This window comes from Pseudonocardia ammonioxydans (genome assembly GCF_900115005.1).
In the GTDB taxonomy this organism is placed as follows: domain Bacteria; phylum Actinomycetota; class Actinomycetes; order Mycobacteriales; family Pseudonocardiaceae; genus Pseudonocardia; species Pseudonocardia ammonioxydans.
This window is the reverse complement of record NZ_FOUY01000003.1, coordinates 1-16,548: the sequence shown is the minus strand read 5'-3', so window position 1 is coordinate 16,548 and position 16,548 is coordinate 1. Positions and strand designations below refer to the sequence as shown.

The following is a 16,548-nucleotide window of genomic DNA, read 5'->3' as shown; positions in this document are numbered from 1 at the left end:
AAACCACTCACAGGCCTACGCGAATCGGAGCACGTCCTCGGTGGCCAGACGCGGCAGGCGGGGGAACCAGGCGCCGTCGCCGGGGTGGCCGAGGTTGACCACGAGCAGCGTCGAGTGCCGGCCGCCGGGGAAGAACTCGGCGGTGACGGCGTCGGCGTCGAAGCCGGCCATCGGGCCGGTGGCCAGGCCGTGCGCGCGGGCGGCGAGCAGGAAGTAGCCGGTCTGCAGGCTCGCGTTGAACCGGGCCATGCCCTCGCGGCCCTCGCGGCCCTGCTCCTCGAGGCTGTCGCGCATCTCCGGGCGGATCGGGAGGACCACCGGGATGTTCTCGTGGAAGTCCAGGTCCGCGGCCAGCAGCGCGACGACCGGGGCCGCCTCGGACTTGGCCCGGTTGCCCTCGGCCAGCAGCGGGACCAGCCGCTCCTTGCCCTCGGCCGAGCGCACGAACGTCACCCGCAGCGGCTGGGTGTTGGCCGCCGTCGGCGGCCACTGGGCCAGTTCCCAGACCGCGCGCAGCGTCTCGTCGGTGACGGGCTCGTCGGTGAAGGTGTTCGCGGTGCGGGCCTCGGTGAACAGGGCGGCCCGCCCGGCGTCGTCGAGCAGGGGCAGGCGCACGCGGGTCGCGGCCGAGGGGGAGGCGGTCGAAGCTGTCACGCACGGTAGAGCGTTCAACTTCCCGCCCGCGATTCCCGCTTACCCGGTGAAACAGATCACTCTCAGCCGGTCGCGCAGACGCCCCACCGCAGGACCTGGACCTCCCCCGGCACCAGCTCGATGAGGTCGGTGCGGCTGTTCAGCGCATCCGGCGGGCAGGTCATCGGTTCGACCGCGACCGCCCGGGACGCGACGACGGCGCCGTCGGGCCCCTGCCGCGGGAAGTCGGCCGGGGTGAACACCTGCACCCAGCCGAAGGCCGGCTCCGCCCACAGCTCGGTCCCGCCGCCGTCCGGCACCGCGACCCGGTGCCGGACCAGCTCGTCGTCGTGGCCGGGAGCGCAGCCGCCGAACGTGTCGTCGAGCTCCAGCCCGGCCAGCGGGGTCGAGGAGAACGGCCGCTCCAGCGCCGTCGCCGGGCCGTCCGGCAGCCGGTCGCGCGCGGGCAGCGCGGTCCGTGCGGCGAGGGTCAGCTCCAGCTCGTCGGTCGGCACGTCGCCGACCCGCAGATACGGATGGAAGCCGAGCCCGAACGGCACCGGCGCGGACCCGAGGTTCTCCGCCGCCGTCTCGACCGTGAGGCCGCCGGCCCCGACGAGGTAGGTGACGGTGAGCCGGACCGGCTGCGGCCAGCCCGGCTGGACGGGTGCGACGGCGGTCAGCACGACGTGGTCGCCGCCGCGGTCGGTGAGCGTCCACGGCACGTGCCGGAACAGGCCGTGGATGGCGTTGCCGGCGTCGGGCTCGGTCAGTGCGAGCCGGTACCCGGTGCCCCGGTCGCTCCAGCGGCCGTCGCGGACCCGGTTCGGCCACGGCGCCAGGACCGCGCCGGACCCCTTCGGGGGCCGGGCCGTGGGCGGGTGCGGCTCGACCCGCACCCGGCCGCCCTGGGCGAACCCGGCGAGCCCGCCACCGATCTCGTCCACCTCGGCCCGGGCGTCCCCGCTGACGATCACGAACCGCTCACCGCACGCGTCCATGACGGCAGTCTGGGGCCCGGACGGGTTTAGCCCGCCAGCGGGGTGGCCCGGGCCGCCTCGGCGTCCAGGACCGACTCGACCGCAGCCGGTGGGCCCAGCTCGGCGACGGTGAACTCGACGCCGGTGTCGCGGGCGAGGGTGACCAGGTGCTCGTGGTGGGTGAACAGCAGCACCTGCTGGGACCCGGCCAGCTCGGCGAGCACCCGGATCGCGGCGGGGGCGCGCTCGTCGTCGAAGGTCATCAGGACGTCGTCGAGCACCACCGGTACCGGTGGCAGGCCGCTCGCCGTGCGGTCCGCCTGCAGCGCCTCGATGCCGGCCAGTCGCAGCGCCAGGTGCACCTGGTCGGCGGTGCCCTCGGAGAGCTTCTCCGGTGGCAGCTCCTCGCCGTCGCCGCGGACCGCGACCAGGGTGCGGCCCCCCGCGCCGGGCTCAGCAGGCGGGCGCAGCGCGACGAACCGGCCCCCGGTCAGGCGCTCCAGCAGCGCCCCGGCCCGCACCAGCAGCGGGGAGGCGTGGCTGCGCTCGTAGGCCTCGAGCTCGCGGCGCAGGATCTCCCGTTGCAGGTGCAGCACCAGGTAGCGCTCGGCCGCCTCGGCGACCCCGGCCAGCTCCTCCTGGGCCCGGGCGTGCAGCTCCGCGGCGCCCTCGGCCTCCTCCAGCTCCCGGCGCCGGGCACGCAGCTCGCCGAGCTGCTCGCGCAGCGCGTCCTGCTCCGCACCGAGCTCGCTCTCGTACGCCTCGGCCCGGTCGAGGGCCTCGGCGAGCGCTCCCGGCTCGGTCTCCGGGGCGGCGGCGACGAGCTCGTCCGGGTCCAGGTCGGGTGCGGCGGCGGCCAGCAGCCGGGCCTGCTCGGCGATCCGGTCGTCGAGGTCGGCGACGGCGGCCCCGCGCTCGGCCGCGGCCGCCAGCCCGCCCGGCTCCATCGCCTCGGTCAGCGCCAGCTCCACCGCGAGCCGGTCCAGCACCGCACCGGCCGCGCCGGCGTCGCGCGCGGCGCGGGTCGCGGCATCCTCGGCGGCGACGATGCCGTCGTCGAGGTGCCCGGCAGACACCGCGCCCTTGGTGACCTCCCGGACCCGGTCGGCCAGCTCCCCGAGCCGGTCGGCGGACGCCGTGCCGGTGGGCGCACGATCCAGGTGCCGCTCGACCAGCGCCGTGACCGCGCGGCGGTGCGCGTGGACGGTGCGTTCGAGACGCTTGGCCTCGGCGTCGTCCTGACGGGCGGTCGCGCCGGCCTGCTGGGCGTCGGCGACGGTGTCCCGGCGGGTGTCCCATCCGGACGGTCCCAGGTCGGTGGGCAGCCCGGCCCCGCGCAGCGCGAACCGCCACTGCGACCGGGCGAGCTCGCGTTCGTGCCGGGCGGCGTCGGCGGCACCACCGGCCCGCTCGGCCTCGCTGCGCAGCCGCTGCAACAGCACCCGGCGGTCGCGGGCGTGCTCGGCCTCGGTGGCCAGGTCGTCCGCGGCGACCAGCAGCACGTCCAGCGGCGCCCCGTCGCGGGGCCGCCCGGCCGCGGCCAGCGCGGCGGCGAGGGCGCGTTCCTGCTCGTCGGCCTGGTCGCGCAGGCGGGCGAGCCGCTCGTCGGCGCGGTCGACCTCGTCCTGCGCGCGGGCCGCTTCGGCGAGTGCGGCGACGACCCCGTCGGCGTCGTCGGGGTCGGGGACGGCGACGCCGTGCGAACGCCACAGCGTCGCCCAGGCCGTGCCCGCCTCGGTGCCGCGGGCCCGCGCGGCCTCGACGGCGTCGGCGGCCTCCGCGGCCTCCGCGGTCGCGGCCTCCAGCTCGGCCTCGCGGTGCGCGAGCTCGGCGACCCGGTCCGCGGAGGCGATCATGTCGTCGGCGACCCGATCGGCCGCGGCGACGGCGGCGGCGACCCGTGCGGCGCGGGCGGCGGCGGGCCCAGTGGTCCCAGTGGTCCCAGCGGTCCCGGCGGTCCCGGTGGTCCCAGCGGTCCCGGTGGTCCCAGTGGTCCCGGTGGTCCCGGCGGTCCCGGTGCCACCGGCGGCGAACAGCTCCCGGACCGCCGTGTCCCGCTCCGCGCGGGCGGCCGCGAGGGCTTCGGGACCGACCGGGCGGCCCCGGGCGGCGACGCCGTCGCGGGCGGAGCGGGCGCGGTACTCGCGCTCGGCGGCGTCGGCCGCGGCACGTTCGGCGCTGCGCAGGTCCTGCTCGGCGGAGCGCACCGCGCTGCGCAGCGACCGGACCTCCCGCATCGGGGGCGCCAGCACGGCGGCACCGGCCCGATCAGCCCCGTCCCGATCAGCCCCGGTCGGATCAGCACCGGCCCGGTCGGCCGCGGTCGGATCAGCCCCGCCGGAGCCGCCTGTCCCCGCCGCCCCACCGGGCCCGCGGTACCCGGCCGCGGCCAGCGCCTCGGACCGGCGGGCCAGCGCCGCGTCCCGCTCGACCACCGCCGCCCGGCACAGCGCCGCAGCCGACCCCTCGGCCTCGATCGCGCGACGGACCTCGGCGACCCGCCCCACCCGCTCCGGGTCCAGCCCGCCGGGCACGTCGGCCGCCTCCCGCACCTCGGCGAGGGCGTCGGCGTGCAGCCGCTCGGCGCGCTCGGCCTCGACCACGGCGTCGTGCAGCCGGCGGGCGATCGCATCGAGGTCACGGGCCCGGTCGGCGGGCAGGTGCACGGCGGCGAGCCGCTCGTCGGCGCTGCGCCCGTCCTCGGCGACCAGCCCGGCCAGCGCGGTCTCCGCGCGCCGGTGCAGCTCGGCGGCGTCGGCGCGCAGCCGGGCCGCCCGCTCGGCGTCGGACCGGCGTGCCTCGGCGGCGGACTCCAGCTCGCGGATCCGGGTGGCGTCGGCGAGCAGGGCCTCGTCGAGGTCGAGCTCGGCGCGCCGGGCACGCAGCTCCTCGGCACGCTCGCGGTGCTCGTCGCGCTGCCGCTCGGCGGTCTCCCGGTCCGCGGTGGCCCGGGTGTACTCGGCCAGCGAGTCGGCGCCGAGCGCGGCACCGGCGGCGCACAGCGCGGCGCGCTCGGCCCGGAGCCCGGCCAGCTCGCGGGCCGGTTCCCGGGCCCGGACGGCCTGGCGGGCCCGGTCGGCGTCGTCGGCGGCGGTGCGCCGGGTCCGGGCGAGCTCGGCGGCCCGCCGTTCCAGCCGGGCGATCTCGTCGGCGATCGCGGTGACCTCACCGGCCCGCGACGTGCGGTCCGCGGCGGCCTGCTCGGCCTCGGTGAAGCGGGCGAACGCGGCCCGCACCTGCACCGACTTGCTGCCGCGGTGCTCCTTGTAGAGGGCGTCGGCCTCGACGTCGAGCGCGGCGATGAGCGCGCGGGCGTCGCGCCCGCTGCGCGCGGTGAACACCAGCTCGGCCAGGTCGCCGCCGCCGGCACAGAGCCGGCGCCCGCCGGCCCGCAGCTGCTCGTGGCCCAGGCCGAAGCCCTCCCGCCAGCGCTTGCGGGCCTCCGCCCCACCGGTCCCCCAGGGTGCGTCGACGCTGCGGTCCTCCGCGTCGTGCAGGCCCCGGGTGGTGCGGCGCAGGATCCGCTCGCCTGCTGCGCCCTGACCTGATGTGCCCTCGACGGCCGGGCCCTCGTCTGCCGGGCCCTCGACACGCGCGGAGACCGCCAGCCGGGCCGGGCTGAACGCGTAGGCGTGCTGGACCGGCCGGGGCATCCCCCACAGCAGGTCGGACAGCGCGTCGAGCAGCGTCGTCTTGCCGGCCTCGTTCGGGCCCGCCACGAGCGTGAGCCCCGCGCCCAGCTCCAGCGAGCGCCCTTCGTAGGCGCCGTAGCGTTCGAGGACCAGCGTGCGCAGCCGGGCGGTCACGACCGCTCCCCCGCCATCCGGGCCAGCAGCTGCTGCTCGGCCTGGTGGGCCAGCGCGGCGAGACGCTCGCCGTCGCGCAGGTCCAGCAGCCCGGCCTCGCGCAGCCGGCGCCCGACCTCGCGTTCCAGCGGCGCCGCCAGCTCCCGGATCCGCTCCGGATCACCGGCCAGCCCGGTCGCCGCCGCGGACACCGCCGCGGTCAGCTCGGGGTCGACGGCCTGCGCGTCGGCCGGCGGGCGGGTCCGGTTGCGGATCTTCTCCAGTACCGCGCCCGCGTTCTCCGCGGCCAGCTCCAGCTCCGTGCGGACCCGGTCGGTCTCGGTCAGCGCCGCCGCGGCCGGACCGGATCCGTGCAGCGTCACCTGGGCGACGACGGCCCGGGGCGCGGCCGCCGCGCTGCGCTCCCGCACGGCGGCGGTGACCGCGTCGAACACCTCGTCGGCGTCGGCGAGGCCACCGATGTCGACCTCCACCAGCTCCCAGCGGGCGACGTCGAGCTCCACCGGTGTCAGCTCGGCCCGCTGCCCGGGCTCGACGTCGACCAGCAGCGCCCCCTTCGCGCCGCGTTCCTGGGGGTGGCGGCCCTGCAGGTTCCCGGCGAACGCGGCCCGGTGCAGGCCGTCGCAGACGAGCTGCTGTTCGTGCACGTGGCCGAGCGCGAAGTACTCGTAGCCGCAGCCGGACAGGTCGTCCGGACGGCACGGGGCATAGGTGTCGTGCCGGTCGTCGCCCTGCACCGAGGTGTGCAGCATCCCGGCGTTGACCAGGCCGGGGACCCGGTCCGGGTAGGCCGGGACCAGGTTCTCCAGCACGGCGCGGCGGGCGAAGCCCTGGCCGTGCACCGCCAGCCCGAGGTCGTCGAGCACCACCGTCTCCGGGGCCTCCACCGAGAGCCGGTGGGTGTTCGGGGGCAGCCGCAGCGAGCGGGTGATCTCGGACTCGGCGTCGTGGTTGCCGTTGATCAGGAAGACCGGGACGCCCTCGTCGTGCAGCCGCGACAGCTGCCGGACGAAGAAGGCGCCGGTGGCGTAGTCCTTCCAGTCCCCGTCGTAGACGTCACCGGCCAGCAGCAGCGCGTCCGCGCGGTGGTCGACGACGGCGTCGACCAGGTTCTCGCAGGCCCGGCGGGTGGCCGCCCGCAGCGTCCCGGCGAGGTCGGAGTCACCGAGCCGGGACAGCCCGCGCAGGGGGCTGTCCAGGTGCAGGTCGGCGGCGTGGACCAGGCGCAAGCAGGGGCTCCGTACCTCGGTGATCAGGCGGACCGGACGAGTGTAGGAGAGGGCACCGACAGCACTGCCGAGGCGACCCGGCGCGTCGCCGCCGTGGGCGCACACCGCCGTAAGAGACGACGCAGCGGCCGTAAGAGACGACACAGCGGCGCCGGTCACGATCCGGTGTCCGGGCGGCGACCGCCGGGTACAGCATGGATGCATTCCGATCACTTGGCTCTAGAGAACTGATGCGACGATGATCCTTCTGTGCGAGCGCTGCTACGCCCCGGTCGACCCCGCGGCCGACCGCTTCTACCGGCTGGCCCACATCGACCACTCCGATGCCGACGGCAACGTCTTCTGGCGCCACACCGTGGTGCACGTCGAGGCGTGCCCGGCGGCCGGGACCGTCGACCCGGTCGAGCAGCACGGGTGGGCCGCATGACCCCGGACCTGCTCTGCGAGGTCTGCTTCCACCCGATCGACCGCACCCGCGAGCCGCTCCGCTGCCGCACCCACGGCGGTGTCACCCCCGACGGCAGGGCGGTGCGCAGCTACGTGCACGCGCTCCCCTGCGAACCGCCCGACACCGGTGAGTGGGACGGCGCCCGCCGCGGCCTGTCACCCGCCGCCGTCGAGCACGCCGCGGCGCAGGCCGACCACCGCTGACCCCGGGCCCGGTGACGGGAACCGTCGAAACTGGGTATGGACCCGCGCGCCGGGGTGCGCTCTGGTCGACCGATGACCTCCTCCGCCGCATCCGGCCTGGTCGTCGAGCGTCCGGCTCGTCCGGACGACGCCGGTGACCGTGCCCCCGGTGAGCCCGCCTCCCAGGATCTCGGGGACCACGAATCCGGTGACGACGTGTTCGTCGGGCGCCGCTCCGAGCTCGCGGTCCTCGGTGCGGCCTGGGCCGCCGCCCGGTCCGGCCGGCCCGGCCTGGTGTGGGTCCAGGGGCCCGCGGGCTGTGGCAAGACGGCCCTGCTCACCCGGGCCACCGCCCGCGCCCGCGACGCGGTGGTGCTGTCCGCCGACGGCGCCGAGGACGAGGCGCACCTGCCGTACGGGCTCGTCGACCAGCTGAGCGCACAGCTTCCTGCGGGCGCACCCGGCACCGGACGCACCGGTGCCCGCCACGCGGACCCGCTCGCGGCCGGGGCCGAGCTGCTCACCGCGATCGGCGCGCTGCCCGGCCCGGACCCGGTCCTGCTCGTCCTCGACGACCTGCAGTGGGCCGACCGTCCCTCGGTCGGCGCGCTGCTGTTCCTGGTGCGACGGCTGCGGCACGACCGTGTCCTGGTGCTCGCCGCCGCCCGCCCCGGCGAGGCGGACGGCCCGGCCCCCGATCCGCGCTGGGAGCGCCTGCTCGGCCCCGGCCGCGGCCGGCGGCTGCCGCTCGACGGCCTCGCCCCGGCCGAGATCTCCGACCTCGCGGCCGCGCTCGGCCGCCCTCTCGGCTCCACCGGGACCGCCGACCGGTTGCGCCGGCACACCGGCGGGCACCCGCTGCACACCCGCACGCTGCTCGAGGAGCTCACGCCGGAGGAGCTCGCCCGGACCGGGCAGGTCCTGCCCGCGCCGCGGTCCTTCGCCGCGCTGGTGGCGGCGCGGCTGGCCCGGGCGGCCCCGGCCACCGAGGAGCTGGTCGTCGCGGCCGCGGTACTCGGGCCGACCTGCCCGCTGGGGCTCGCCGCCGCGCTCGCCGGCGCCGGTACCGGTTCCCCGGTGTCCGCGGCGCTGGACGGGGCGGCAGCACTGGGCCTGCTGCGGGCACAGGACGGTTCCGCCCCGGTCCGGATCGCCTTCACCCACCCGCTGGTCCGCGCGGCCGTGCACGGGGACCTGCCTGCCGCGCGGCGCCGGGCGCTGCACGCCCGCGCCGCCCGGCTGACTACCGGCCGGGAGGCGCTGCTGCACCGGGTCGCGGCCGCCGACGGCACCGACGCCGGGCTCGCCGACGAGCTGGAGGTGCTCGCCGCCGACCCGGTCGCCGTGCCCTCCGGCGGCGAGGCCGCCGACCTGCTGCACGCGGCGGCCGATCTCACCCCGTGCCCGGCCGGGCGGGAGCGGCGCACGCTCGACGCCGTCCGCCGGCTGCTCGACGGCGGCGAGATCGCCCGGGCGGTCGCCGGGGAGGCCGGTGTCGAACAGTGCACGCCGGGCCCGGCCCGGGACCGGCTGCTCGGTGAGCTGGCCCTGCTGACCGGCCGGTTCGCCCGCGCCCGGGTGCTGCTCGACACGCCGGGCCCCGGCGGCGTTCCCGGCTCCGGCAGTGTTCCGGGTCCCGGCAGCATTCCCGGCCCCGGCAGCGGCCCCGGCCCCAGCGGCGGCCCCCGCCCCGGCCCCGGCGGTGGCCCCGGCTCCGGCAGTGTTCCCGGCCCCGGTCCCGGCGATGCCGATGCCGCCGACCGGGACGCCCGGCTCGCCCTGCTCGACGTGCTGGAGGGCGCCCCGGAACGCGCGGTCGTCCGGGGCGGTGCCGCGCTCGCCGCCGGCCCCGCACCGGGCGGGCGGCGCCTCGCCGGCGCCGCCGTACTCCTCGGGCTCGCCGCGACCGGGCGGGCCGGCGCGGCACAGGACTTGCTGGAACGGCTCGCCCGTCCCGGAACCGGGGCGCCCGCGACACCGCCCGACGCGCTGGTGGCCCGTGGGGTCCTGGCCGCGCTCGCCGCGGACGACGCGACGGCGGCCGCGCAGCTCGACGAGGCGGTGCGCCGGGCCCGGGCGGGCGAGCCGGTACGCGGACTCGCGCTCGCGCTGGCGTTCCGCGCGGATGCCCACGACCGGCTCGGCGAGCCCGGCGCCGGGCCGGAACCGGCCTGCGCCGCCGCCCGGGACGGCGGCACCCCGCTCGCCGGCGCCCTCGCGCACGCACTGGCCGCCGAGGCGCTGGCCGTGCGCGGGCAGCGCGAGCAGGCCCGGGCGCACCTCGACGAGGCGGCGGCCGGTCCGGACTGGTGGGGCGCGACGATCCTGCTCGCCGTGGCCCGGGCCGTGCTGGCCGGCGTCGAGGACGACCCGGACGCGATGCTGCGGGCCCTGGCGCCGCTGGAGGATCCCCGGGTCGCGTCCGCCGCCGACGGGCTCGGCCTGCTCGCCCCACGGGTGCTGCGGACCGAGGCCCTGCACGCCTGCGGTCGGCACACCGCCGCCGTCGCGGAGCTGGCCGCCCTGGACGCCCGGCTCGCGGACCGGCCCCCGACCCGGCACGGCATCGACGCCGCCCGGCTGCACCTGCTCCTGGCCCCGCCGGACACCCCGCTCCCCACGCTGATGCCGCCGCCCCTGCTGTCCCCGGCCTTCCCGGCCCCGTCCGGCCCGGCGGCACCGCGGGCGCCGCTGGCCCGGGCGCGGCTGGACCTGGAGGCGGGGCTGCGCGCGCTCGCGACCGGCTCCCGCCGCGCGGGCGTGGACCTGCTCCGCGCCGCGCGCGACGCGTTCACCGCGCTCGGCGCCGACCCGTACCGGAGCCGCTGCGAGGCCGCGTTGCACGAGGCCGGCCTGACCCCGCCGGACGGGGACGACGCCCTGGGCCTGACCCCGCACGAACGCGCCGTGGTCGCCCTGGTGGTGCGGGGTCTCACCAACCGGGAGGTCGCCGAACACCTGTTCGTGACGCCCCGGACCGTCGCCTACCACCTCAGCAACGTCTACGCCAAGCTCGGCGTCACCTCCCGGCGACGGCTGCGCGAGGCGCTACCCGCTGTCACCACCCGCTGACGGCGGGTCGGCTGGAAGGCCGACTGGTCACTCCGGACAGGGTGCGCCGCCGGGCGTCCCCGGCAGCCTCGAGCAGGGCCCACACCCGCCGGGTCGACGCCCACCCGGTCGTTCAGGAGGCACCGATGCTGCGCAGCGCCCCGCGCCGGGGACCACGATGAACAGGCAGCGGGCGCGGCTCGCGGCCGGTACCGGTCTGCTGTTCGCCGCGCTGTTCGTCGTCGCCCTGCTCCTGCTGCGCCGCGCGCCCGGCCTCGCGGCCCCCGACGACCGCTACGCCTCCTTCCAGGCGGGTGGCGGCGACGGGCTGCTGGTCGCGGTCGGGCTCTACCTCGCCCCCCTGGCCGGCATCGCGTTCCTCTGGCACATGACCGCCGTGCGGGCCCTGCTCGACACCCTGGTCCCGGCACCGCCCGCCATGGCACACGGGCTGAACCTGCTCTCCGGCGTGCTGTTCGTGGCCATGCTGTTCGCCGCCACCGCGTCCGTCGCGGCACCGGCACTGGCGTCGTGGCTGGGGCAGGCGCCTCCGGTCGCGCCGGACGTGGCGCGGGCGCTGACCGCCGTCGGCTACGCGTTGTTCTTCGTGTTCGCCGTGCGCGGCGCCGGGATGTTCGCCATCACCACGACGACCCTGCTTCGGGCCGGTGGGGTGCTGCCGGGCCCGGTGGCGCTGATCGGCTACCTGCTCGCCGCGTTCCTGCTGCTCGCCGCGAGCACCGAGCCCGCGACCACGCTCGTGCTGCCCGCGTGGGTCGTGCTGATCGCCGTGAGCCTACTCGTGCACACCCGCCGCGACCGGCCGGCCGCCCCGGCGGCCGAACCCGCACCGTCCTGATCCCTCCCCGGACCGAGGAGCCGTCATGGCCGCACCGTCCCGTCCCTCCCCCTCCGGGAGCGGTCCCTCCGGCAACCGTTCCCCGGGGACCACAGCCGTCCCGGGGCCGCGCCCGCTACCGCTGATCGGCAACGCCCTCGACGTCCCGTCCGGCCGCACCATCCAGGCCCTGATGGAGCTCACCCGCCGCTACGGCCCGATCATGCGGCTGCACACGCCGGGCGGGGACCGCTACGTCGTGTCCGGCCTGGACATGGTCGACGACCTCTGCGACGACGAACGCTTCACCAAGCTGGTCGGCGGCGGGCAGCTGATCCTGCGCAGCCGCTTCACCAGCGCCGGGCTGTTCACCGCCGACACCGACGACCCGCTCTGGCACAGCGCGCACGACATCCTGCTGCCGGCGTTCAGCACCCGCTCGATGCGCGGCTACCTCCCGCAGATGATCGACGTCGCGCAGCAGCTGATGCTCAAGTGGGAGCGCACCAACCCCGGCGACCCGGTCGACGTCACCGCGGACACCACCCGGCTGACCCTCGACACGATCGCCCTGTGCGGGTTCGGCTACCGCTTCAACTCCTTCTACCGCGAGACCAACCACCCGTTCGTCGACGCGATGCTCGGGGTGCTCGCCGAGAGCCAGGCGCGGTCCCGGATGTTCCCGGCGCTGATCCGGGCCCGCCGCGGCGCCGAGCACCGCTTCGCCCGCGACCTGCAGCTGCTGACCGGCACCGTCGGCGCGATCCTCGACGAGCGCAGGCGCTCGGCCGACCCGGGCGACGACCTGCTGGCCCGGATGCTGACCGGCACCGACAAGCAGGGCCGCCAGCTGCCCGACCACAACATCGTCTCCCAGTGCATCACGTTCCTGATCGCCGGGCACGAGACCACCAGCGGCCTGCTGTCGTTCACCATCGCCTACCTGATCAAGCATCCGGAGGTGGTCGCCCGGGTCCAGGACGAGGTCGACCGGGTGCTCGGCACCGACCCGGGCGTGATGCCGACCGCGGAGATGCTCGGCCGGCTCACCTACGTCCGGCAGGTCCTCGACGAGACGCTGCGGCTGTGGCCGACCGCGCCCGCCTTCACCCGGCAGCCCTACGCCGACGACACGGTCGGCGGCTACCCGATGGCCCGCGGCACCGCGATCGTCGCGCTGACCCCGATGCTGCACCGGCTGCCCGAGGTGTGGGGCCCCGACGCCGACGACTTCGACCCCGAGCACTTCGCCCCCGAGCGCCGCGACGCGCTCCCGCCGAACGCGTTCAAGCCGTTCGGCTCCGGGCAGCGGGCCTGCATCGGGCGCCAGTTCGCGATGCAGGAGGCCGTGCTCGTGCTGGCCATGCTCGTGCAGCGGTTCGAGCTGGTCGACCATGCGGACTACCGGCTGCAGATCCGTGAGTCGCTCACCCTCAAACCGGAGGGCCTCACCGTCACGCTGCGCCCGCGCACCGGCCGGACCCCGGGCGCGGGCGCGGCGGTCCTGCAACCGGGCGGCACGGGGACGGGCGGCACGGGGACGGCCGTCGCCGAACCGCAGGCCGCCGGCGACCGGCACGGCACCGGGCTGCTGGTGCTGTTCGGCTCCAACCTCGGCACCGCCGAGGACATCGCCGGACGGATCGCGCGCGACGCCGCCGACCGCGGCTACGCCGCCCGCACCGCCCCGCTCGACAGCGCCACCCGGGACCTGCCCGCCACCGGTGCCGTCGTGATCGTGTCGGCCTCGTACAACGGCACCCCGCCGGACAACGCGGCCGCGTTCTGTGCCTGGCTGCGCGACGAGGCGACCCCGCCCGGCGCGGCCACCGGCGTGCGGTTCACCGTGTTCGGCTGCGGCAACCGGGACTGGGCCTCGACCTACCAGGCGGTGCCGACCCTGATCGACGAGCGGCTCGCCGCGCTCGGCGGCACCCGGGTGCACCCGCGCGGCGAGGGCGACGCGCGCGGTGACTTCGACGGCCGGTACGCGGCCTGGGCCGGCGGGCTGTGGGACGACCTCGCGACCGCGCTCGACCTCGGCACCCGGGCCGCGGCCGCACCGGCGGCGGCCGGGCCACGGCTGCGCCTGGAGTACGAGAACCGCCGCGCCTCGGCCCCGGTCGTGCGGTCCTACCGCAGCGTGCCCGCACTCGTGCGGGCCAACCGCGAGCTGACCTCGGGTACCGGGACCCGCTCGGTGCGCCACCTCGAGATCGAGCTCCCGGCCGGGACGTCCTACGGCACGGGCGACCACCTGGGCGTCCTGCCCCGCAACGACGCCGCGCTGGTCCGGCGGGTGCTCACCCGCTTCGGCCTGGACGCGGGCACCTACCTGACCGTGACCGCCTCCGGGACGGCGCCGACGCACCTGCCGACCGGCGAGCCGTACCCGCTGCTGGCCGTGCTCGCCGGCTGCGTCGAGCTGCAGGACCCGGCCGGGCGGGCGGGCATCGCGGCACTGGCCGCGCACCTGCCCGCCTCCCCCGAGCGGGCCGCGCTGGAGGGGCTGACCGGCACCGACGAGGCCTCCCGCGCGCGCTACCGCGAGCAGGTCGCGGCGCCCCGGCGGTCGCTGCTGGACCTGGTGGAGGCCCACCCGGCGAGCACGCTGCCGTTCGCGGAGTTCCTCGACGCGCTGCCGCCGCTGCGGCCCCGCTACTACTCGATCTCCTCGGCGCCGCAGGCCGACCCGCACCCGTCGCTCACCGTCGGGGTGCTGGAGGCCCCGGCCCGCTCCGGGGACGGCGTCCACCACGGCGTCTGCTCGACCCACCTGCGCGACACCGAACCGGGCGGGACGGTGTTCGTGCTGGTCCGGGAACCGTCGATCCCGTTCCGGCCGCCGGAGAACCCGCACCGGCCGATGCTCATGATCGGGGCCGGGACCGGGATGGCCCCGTTCCGCGGGTTCTGCCGGGAACGGATGGCGCTGCACGCCCAGGGCGTGCCGGTCGCGGAGTCGCTGCTGGTGCTGGGCTGCCGGGACCCGCACGACGACCTGCTCTACGCCGACGAGCTGACCGACTACGCCGACGCCGGCGTCGCCCGGCTGCTGCCCGCGTACTCCCGGGTCCCCGGACACCCGTACCGCTACGTCCAGCACGCGCTGGCCGGTGAGGCCGAGCAGGTGTGGACGCTGCTGGAGCGGGACGCCGTGGTCTTCGTCTGCGGGAACGCCGCCACGATGGCGCCCGCCGTGCGGGCCGCGCTGACCGGGATCTTCCGCGACCGGGCCGGGGCGGACGAGGCCGCCGGCGAGCAGTGGCTGGCCGGGCTGCGTGCCGAGGGCCGCTACCTGGAGGACATCTGGGGCGAGTCGGCGGTGCTCGGCTGAGGAACCGCCCGTTCTAGAAGAAGCCCTCGCGGCGTTCGCGGGCGTCGGCCCCGCGCGGCTGGCCGAGCTCGGTGCTCAGCCGGGATGCGGTGGCCAGCATCGGGTCGAGCACCTTCGCGGTGAGCTCGTCGGCGGTGAACCGGGCGGCGCTCGTCGACGCGGCCAGCGCCGCGACCACCTCGCCGGTGTGGTCGCGCACCGGGACCGACAGCGAGAGCAGGTCCAGGTCGAGCTCGCCCGCGACGACCGCCCAGCCGCGTGCGCGCACCTCGCGCAGCTCGGCACGCAGCCGCCGGGGGTCGGTGACGGTCCGGTCGGTGTAGGCGGGCAGCTCCGCGGCCAGCACGCTCGCGATCACCGGCTCGTCGTTCCAGGCCAGCAGCACCCGCCCCGCCGACGTCGCCGGGGCGGGCACCCGGCTGCCCGGGGAGATGTCGATGCTCAGCAGCCGCCGGACCGGGACCCGGGCCACCCAGACCGCGTCGCCGCCGTCGAGCACGGCCAGCGAGACCGACTCCCCCGTCCGTTCGGCCAGGGCCGTCAGGTGCGGCTGGGCGATGTCGGCGACGGAGTTGGTCGCAGTGTAGTGCTGCGCGAGCGAGAGCACCCGCGGCGTCAGCCGCCACCGGTTCCCGACCGGGCGCACGTAGCCCAGGTGCTGCAACGTCAGCAGGATCCGGCGCACCGCCGGGCGCGACAGCCCGGTCGCCTCGGCCACATCGGTGCTGGTCGGGCGCGGCCGGTCGGCGTCGAACACGCGCAACACGGCGAATCCGCGCTCGATGCTCTGGATCCGGTCCCGGTCCTCGGCGCCCTGCGGCGAGCCCATTCAGTCACTCCTCCTCTGAATCCAGCGGTTATCAGTCCTGCTCACGGGGCATTCTTCCGGGTCCGTGCCTTGACTCGTGACCGCGCCCACGCGACAGTGATCCGCGTTCCGAACGCATAGCGGGCAGCAGGTACGCAGAGCGTACAGCAGCAGAGCGTACCAGGAGGTGGGATCAATGGCGATCGATCCGAAGGAACTGAGGCAGTGCCTCGGTCACTTCACGACCGGCGTCACCGTGATCACGTGCCTGGGTGCCGACGGGGAGCCGCACGGCGCGACGGTGAACGCGTTCACCGCGGTGTCGCTGGACCCGCCGCTGGTGCTCGTCTCGCTGGACCGGCGATCGCGGCTGTGCGGCCTGGTCGAGACCGAGCAGCGGCCGTTCACCGTCAACGTGCTCGAGGCCGCCCAGAAGGATCTGGCGATGCACTTCGCCGGCCGGCCGAACCAGGAGGTGGCCTGGCTACCGGACAGCGCCTGCGGCGCGCCGCGGCTCGACGGCGCCCTGGCGCACGTGTCCTGCACCCCGTGGCAGGCCTACGACGGCGGGGACCACGTGCTCTACCTGGGCGAGGTCCAGGAGTTCGTGATCAACCCCGGCAAGCCGCTGCTGTTCCACACCGGCAAGTTCCACCACCTCGGCGCGGACCATCAGCCCCTGCTGTGGGCCGGCTCCGCCGACGGCCCCGAGGGCCAGGCCTGGATCCCGAACCGGGCCGCCCACTGAGCCGGGCCGTGCACCGGGCCGGACAGTCCCGGGCCGGACAGCCCACCGAGCCGGGCTGCCCACTGAGCCGGGCTGCCCCTCATGCCCTCTGTCACCAGCACGAACTCATCAGTCACGAAGGAGTCGACGATGACCCTGCAACAGGATTCCGTGCCCACTCCCACCGGCGAGGACGGCCGCGTGTCGCGGCCGATGACCGGTGAGGAGTACGTCGAGAGCCTGCGCGACGGCCGCGAGGTCTACCTCCACGGCGAGAAGGTCGACGACGTCACCACCCACCCCGCGTTCCGCAACGCGGTCCGGATGACCGCCCGGCTCTACGACGCCCTGCACGACCCGGACAAGCAGGACAAGCTGACCGTCCCCACCGACACCGGCAGCGCCGGGCTCACCCACCCGTTCTTCCGCACCCCGCACTCGGTCGAGGACCTCAAGGCCGACCAGACCGCGATCGCCGAGTGGGCCCGGATGACCTACGGCTTCATGGG

Annotated in this window: 12 protein-coding genes; 7 read left to right on the top strand and 5 right to left on the bottom strand. The window is 76.8% G+C overall.

Going from position 1 to position 16,548, the window contains the following annotated elements; all coding sequences use genetic code 11:
* Window positions 1–15 precede the first annotated feature (15 nt).
* From BM093_RS04420 to BM093_RS04405, 4 genes are all read right to left on the bottom strand, one after another.
* Window positions 16–615 carry a malonic semialdehyde reductase gene (locus BM093_RS04420; protein ID WP_093337602.1) on the bottom strand — a complete coding sequence of 200 codons (600 nt, stop codon included), beginning with the start codon at window positions 613–615 and terminating at the stop codon, window positions 16–18.
* A 101-nt stretch (window positions 616–716) separates the two neighbouring features.
* The gene (locus BM093_RS04415) at window positions 717–1,634 is read right to left on the bottom strand and encodes an aldose epimerase family protein (RefSeq protein WP_093337599.1); all 918 of its coding nucleotides are present in this window, start codon (window positions 1,632–1,634) and stop codon (window positions 717–719) included.
* Between the two features lie 26 nt (window positions 1,635–1,660).
* Complete coding sequence (locus BM093_RS37815) at window positions 1,661–5,419, bottom strand: AAA family ATPase (protein WP_093337596.1); 3,759 nt, start codon at window positions 5,417–5,419, stop codon at window positions 1,661–1,663.
* Window positions 5,416–6,648 (bottom strand): metallophosphoesterase family protein, encoded by a 1,233-nt coding sequence (locus BM093_RS04405; protein ID WP_093338062.1) that lies wholly within the window; start codon window positions 6,646–6,648, stop codon window positions 5,416–5,418. Before BM093_RS04405 ends, BM093_RS37815 begins: the two co-directional genes overlap by 4 nt.
* A gap of 238 nt (window positions 6,649–6,886) precedes the next feature.
* On the opposite strand from BM093_RS04405, the gene BM093_RS04400 reads away from it, so the two are divergent.
* The 5 genes from BM093_RS04400 (at window position 6,887) to BM093_RS04380 (ending at window position 14,504) form a co-directional block, all read left to right on the top strand.
* Window positions 6,887–7,075 (top strand): hypothetical protein, encoded by a 189-nt coding sequence (locus tag BM093_RS04400; protein ID WP_093337595.1) that lies wholly within the window; start codon window positions 6,887–6,889, stop codon window positions 7,073–7,075.
* Window positions 7,072–7,299 carry a hypothetical protein gene (locus tag BM093_RS04395; RefSeq protein WP_143105255.1) on the top strand — a complete coding sequence of 76 codons (228 nt, stop codon included), beginning with the start codon at window positions 7,072–7,074 and terminating at the stop codon, window positions 7,297–7,299. The genes BM093_RS04400 and BM093_RS04395 overlap by 4 nt, the downstream gene beginning before the upstream one ends.
* A 72-nt stretch (window positions 7,300–7,371) precedes the next feature.
* The gene (locus BM093_RS04390; protein ID WP_177238258.1) at window positions 7,372–10,350 is read left to right on the top strand and encodes an AAA family ATPase; all 2,979 of its coding nucleotides are present in this window, start codon (window positions 7,372–7,374) and stop codon (window positions 10,348–10,350) included.
* Window positions 10,351–10,507: 157 nt separating this feature from the next.
* Window positions 10,508–11,188, top strand: a complete 681-nt coding sequence (locus tag BM093_RS04385) for a hypothetical protein (protein ID WP_093337587.1) — start codon at window positions 10,508–10,510, stop codon at window positions 11,186–11,188.
* Between the two features lie 25 nt (window positions 11,189–11,213).
* Window positions 11,214–14,504, top strand: coding sequence for a bifunctional cytochrome P450/NADPH--P450 reductase (locus BM093_RS04380; protein ID WP_093337584.1), 3,291 nt, complete (start codon window positions 11,214–11,216; stop codon window positions 14,502–14,504).
* Window positions 14,505–14,517: 13 nt separating this feature from the next.
* Here the strand turns inward: BM093_RS04380 and BM093_RS04375 are convergent, their stop codons facing one another.
* Window positions 14,518–15,333 carry an IclR family transcriptional regulator domain-containing protein gene (locus tag BM093_RS04375; protein WP_093337581.1) on the bottom strand — a complete coding sequence of 272 codons (816 nt, stop codon included), beginning with the start codon at window positions 15,331–15,333 and terminating at the stop codon, window positions 14,518–14,520.
* A 175-nt stretch (window positions 15,334–15,508) separates the two neighbouring features.
* Between BM093_RS04375 and BM093_RS04370 the strand changes: the two genes are divergently transcribed.
* Together BM093_RS04370 and BM093_RS04365 are read left to right on the top strand one after the other, a co-directional pair.
* A complete protein-coding gene (locus BM093_RS04370) occupies window positions 15,509–16,060 on the top strand; it encodes a flavin reductase family protein (RefSeq protein ID WP_093337579.1) in 552 nt (183 codons plus the stop codon).
* Window positions 16,061–16,189: 129 nt separating this feature from the next.
* Window positions 16,190–16,548 (top strand): 4-hydroxyphenylacetate 3-hydroxylase N-terminal domain-containing protein (locus BM093_RS04365; RefSeq protein WP_281248689.1); only part of this gene is annotated, 359 nt, incomplete at its 3' end.